Source organism: uncultured Campylobacter sp., from assembly GCF_938018145.1.
Classification (GTDB): domain Bacteria; phylum Campylobacterota; class Campylobacteria; order Campylobacterales; family Campylobacteraceae; genus Campylobacter_A.
This window is the reverse complement of the sequence record NZ_CALIII010000146.1, coordinates 1-4,276: the sequence shown is the minus strand read 5'-3', so window position 1 is coordinate 4,276 and position 4,276 is coordinate 1. Positions and strand designations below refer to the sequence as shown.

3 protein-coding genes and 1 pseudogene are annotated in these 4,276 nt (G+C 45.5%); 2 read left to right on the top strand and 2 right to left on the bottom strand.

From position 1 onward, the window contains the following. Nucleotides 1-718 (top strand): annotated as a pseudogene (locus Q0338_RS03370) (sulfate adenylyltransferase); the annotation flags it as partial. A gap of 715 nt (nucleotides 719-1,433) precedes the next feature. Beyond that, complete coding sequence (locus Q0338_RS03365) at nucleotides 1,434-1,931, top strand: phosphatidylglycerophosphatase A (RefSeq protein WP_298085529.1); 498 nt, start codon at nucleotides 1,434-1,436, stop codon at nucleotides 1,929-1,931. A gap of 143 nt (nucleotides 1,932-2,074) precedes the next feature. Here the strand turns inward: Q0338_RS03365 and Q0338_RS03360 are convergent, their stop codons facing one another. Together Q0338_RS03360 and ccsA are read right to left on the bottom strand one after the other, a co-directional pair. Beyond that, on the bottom strand, nucleotides 2,075-2,503 hold the full coding sequence (locus tag Q0338_RS03360) for a fatty-acid--CoA ligase (RefSeq protein WP_298085528.1): 429 nt from the start codon (nucleotides 2,501-2,503) through the stop codon (nucleotides 2,075-2,077). Then, a partial coding sequence (ccsA, locus tag Q0338_RS03355) for a cytochrome c biogenesis protein CcsA (RefSeq protein WP_298085527.1) occupies nucleotides 2,503-4,276 on the bottom strand: 1,774 nt, incomplete at its 5' end. The genes Q0338_RS03360 and ccsA, both read right to left, overlap by 1 nt.

Below are 4,276 nucleotides of genomic sequence, written 5' to 3'. Positions count from 1 at the left end.
AAAAATCTCGGCGATCATGCTAACCGCGGAGCCATTTAACCGCGCGCACGAGCGCCTGATCAGGATGACGATAGATAGCTCCGATCTGGTGCTTTTGTTTTTACTAAAAAGCCACGGCGCGGACGAGATGATGAGCTTTTCGCTCAAAAAAAGCGTGCTGGAATACTTCATCCAAAACTACGTCCCCAAAAACCGCTTGATCATCGTGCCTTTTGAGAACTCAAATCTCTTTAGCTCGCACCTAAATCCGACACTAGAGTGCATCGCGGCGCATAGGTTAGGCGCCCATAAGCTCATAGTCGGGCAAAATCACGCCGGTATCGGGATGTTTTACGATCACAACGTCGCTCACACGGTGCTAGAACGCTACAAAAACGATCTAAATTTAGATATCGTCGTACTGCCAGAGCTCGTCTACTGCGACGAGTGCAAGACGCTAGTTAGCACCAAGACCTGCCCGCACGGCCAGCACCACCATATCAAATACCACGCGCAGACGCTAAAAACCTTGCTGCTAGCGGGCATCTTGCCGCCTGCGATCCTCATGCGGCGCGACATCTCGGCGATGATACTGAGCGAGCTTTTCCCGAACCGATTTGAAAATATCCAAAAGCTTTGCGACGATCTTTTCCCTAGCAACGGACTGCTCGAAAAGCAGACGGAGAGGGAGTTTTACGAAAATTTGATGAAGCTTTATCAGACGACGTCGCTGACTTAAATTTGCTTTTAGCTTTTACTGCGTCGAAATATCGTTTATTGCTGTATGCATGCGTTGTTTGTTTGGCATTTTTTGCCTATTTGGCACAGACGTATGGTTCTTTTCTATTATGGCTCGTTTTGTGGGGAGTGTGCTTTGTAGCTTTGTCGCGCTTGCAGTTGCTTCCCAAGAGCCACAAATTTGCAGTGCGAAGCAGGGGAAGAGTTAAATTTAGCTTGGGAAACTTCGCGTTTTATCGCCGCTAAAATTTACTGAGTGACTACTTTGCATTAGCGTTGCGAGCTTATCGTTTTTGCGGTATCTTATCTTTGCTTTTGCGTTCAAATTTGCAAATTTTACTTGCTAAGACCCGCACCGCAAAACTCTAAAATTTGACGCTATACATTTATTGCGCGGAGGGTAGTGCGGTTTGTTTGGCGTAAGGCGTCCGTGCTTTGATTGACGTTAAATTTGACGATATTGCACAGCGTTGCGGCGAATTTGTATTGTAGTTTGGAAAATTTAAATTTGATTGCTGAAAGTACGGATTGAAATTTGCGGTTGTAAGATCTAATAAATTTAGCGCATTTTGCCGTCAAATTTGAAAATATTCGAAATCCGCGAAAATTTGGCGTCCGAATTTTGAAATTTGCGCGTTAAATTTGCTAAAATCGCACTAAAAATCGGCGAGTAAAAATGCACCGATTATAATTTAAATTTGATTTCAAGGGAAATTATGCAAAGATTATTTTTAACTTTTTTTGGCGCAGGCCTAAGCCCTAAGGCTCCTGGCACGGTGGGCTCTATAGCTGGTGCGGTCGCAGCGTATGGATTTTTGATGTTTTTGCCCGCTTCCACGCTGTTTTTAGTTTCGATTTGTCTTTTTTTATATAGCATCAAGATTATCGACAGCAATGAGGCTAAAACTGGCGTGCATGATCATGGCAGCATCGTGATAGACGAGGTTGCGGGCGTTTGGCTGGCGATTTCTATCAGCGGCGCTACGGCGGTGCAGTTTGCGCTCTCGGTCCTGTTTTTTAGAGCGTTTGATATCTGGAAACCTTCCGTGATTGGCCGCATCGACAAAAACGTAAAAGGCGGGCTGGGCGTGATGGGTGATGATATGCTAGCAGGGCTTTTTGCAGGGCTTCTTAGCGCGATTTGCTACGAGGCTGTGACGAAAATCGGACTTGACTACGAGTGGATTAAATTTGAGTTGCCGTTTATGAAGTAAATTTTACAGCGTCGCAAGGCGGTCTTGTTTGCTAGATCAAATTTACTTCTTTAGGCATTATTTTTTGGCGTCAAATTTGTTTGGGTAAAAATAAAATCGTCTGCTTTAAAGATCAAGCGGCGACGTTAAATTTGACGCCTGATTTACTTCTTTCTTTGCGAGGTTCCAAGCTGTTCGTAGTAGTCTATCTCGGCTACGTATTCGGGATTTTTCTTTTTTAGCTCGTTGCTCATAAAGGCTATTAGTTTTGCGTCGGCGTTTTTGTGAGAGGCTAAAACCGTGATGAAATTTAGATGAGCTTTCGCATCGCTTGCGGCTTTGCCATTTTGTTTGGGCGGGATTTTAAACGAAGCGGCAAAAATTTTTAAAGCTGCAAAAAGATCGTTTTTATCGCTTTTTGGATTGCTAGCGATGTCGATTAGATCTTGTAGTGTAAGCTCTTTTTCCTCTTGCTTTGAGGGCTCGTTTTGAGCGGTTTTGCTGCTGTGTTTAAATTTGACGACGAGAAAAATTAGCGCGGCGACGATTATTAAAAAAATCGCCGCCAATATCGCTATTAAGAGGATTTGCATTATAGTTTTACGGTTTTATCTGGTTTTCTAAAATACGCCAAAACAGCTATCAAGACCATCAAAAGCGCGCCCACCCACACAAAAGTCGGCACCGGCACCGGCTCGCCAGCAGCGTACGAGTGCATGCCGCTTAGGTAGAAGTTTACGCCAAAATAGGTCATTATGATCGACCAATAAGCAAACATCGAAGTCACGGCAAATGCGTACTGGCTGTTTAGTTTAGGGATAAATCTGATGTGTAAAACCGCTGCGTAAACGAGAATAGAAACCAGCGCCCACGTCTCCTTGCTATCCCAGCCCCAGTATCGACCCCAGCTTTCGTTCGCCCAAACGCCGCCCAGGAAGTTTCCCATCGTAAGCAGGCTAAGACCCAGTATCATCGCCATCTCGTTTATGCGCGTGGCTTCTAGGATATTTCGCGAAATTTCCTTATGCTCTTTGCCACCTTGCATAGCAAAAAGCACGAGAGTAAACATACCCAGCAGCGAGCAAAGTCCCAAAAATCCGTAGCTAGCCGTGATAACCGATACGTGGATCGTTAGCCAGTAGCTCTGAAGCACAGGCACTAGAGTAGTGATCTGCGGATCCATCCAGCTAAGGTGCGCGACAAATAGCGTAACGCCCGCTAAAATCGAGGTTAGCGCCATAGCTATCGGGCTTTGGCGTGAGAACACTAGGCCTGATAAACTAAGCGCCCAAGCGATGTAGATCATCGATTCGTAGGCGTTGCTCCACGGCGCGTGCTCGGCGATATACCAGCGTATGCCGATGCCAAAAGTGTGCAGCAAAAACGCTAAGATATTTACGCCGTAAACGATACCAAATAGCCATTTGATATTTAGTTTAGGCTTTGCCATCTTAGCAAACACGAAGCATAAAAGGCCAAACCCTGCCAAAAGATATATCGGCGTTAGCGACTCGAAAATTTTATACTCGTTAAAAAACAGCTCCATCTCGACGCGTTTTTCGCCCGGAATGACCGCTTTGCCGTGTTCTTGCTGATAGGTTTTGATCTCGGCTAGAGCTTGATTCGCTCGGCGCCAGTTGTTGTTTTCTGTAGCTTCGGCAACGCTAGTGAAATAGCTTCTTAGCATTCTGCCGATCGGCTCGCTCTCGTTTTTAGGAAGATACATCATGGCTGAGGCTATACCGTACCATTTGTTATTCGGGTCGTCCATTTTTGGGAACATCGTAAAGACTTCGCCTATAAACACCATGTAAAGGATATTTAGACGCTCATCAACTTTTTGCAAGTCTTTATCGAACGTACCTCGCTCGCCCGGAGTTTTGCGGTTTGCGGCTTCGGCAAATTTGTTTAGTTTGTAGATGATTTTACCGTCTTTATCGCTTGCAAAAAAGTCGTTATAGCTCGCGTATTTAGCCTTTTCGTCTATGCCGATTAGCTTTTTTAGCTCTTTATTTCCGACGTAGATTATCGGCACGTCGCGCCAGTACGGGGCGTTTATCATCATAGAAAGTATGGCTTGGTTTGCATTTAGGCCGTCTAGCGTATCGCTGCGGTGGATCTTGTTTAAAATTTCTCTTGCTACGGTGTCAAAAGGCTTCATCCTGCCGTCGGCGCTTTGGATGATTAGCGTAGATAGCTCTTTGGCGTGGTTTGCGTCGATGTTTCTAGCGTTATCGGCCGCGTAGATTTTGCTCGGAGCAAATGCCGCAAAACAGGCTACTAGCGCGAAGCTCGCGACTTTTTTAACGGCGTCTTCGTTTATCATTTTAGCTAGTTTTCTAAAGCGCGAGCGAGGATTTACGATG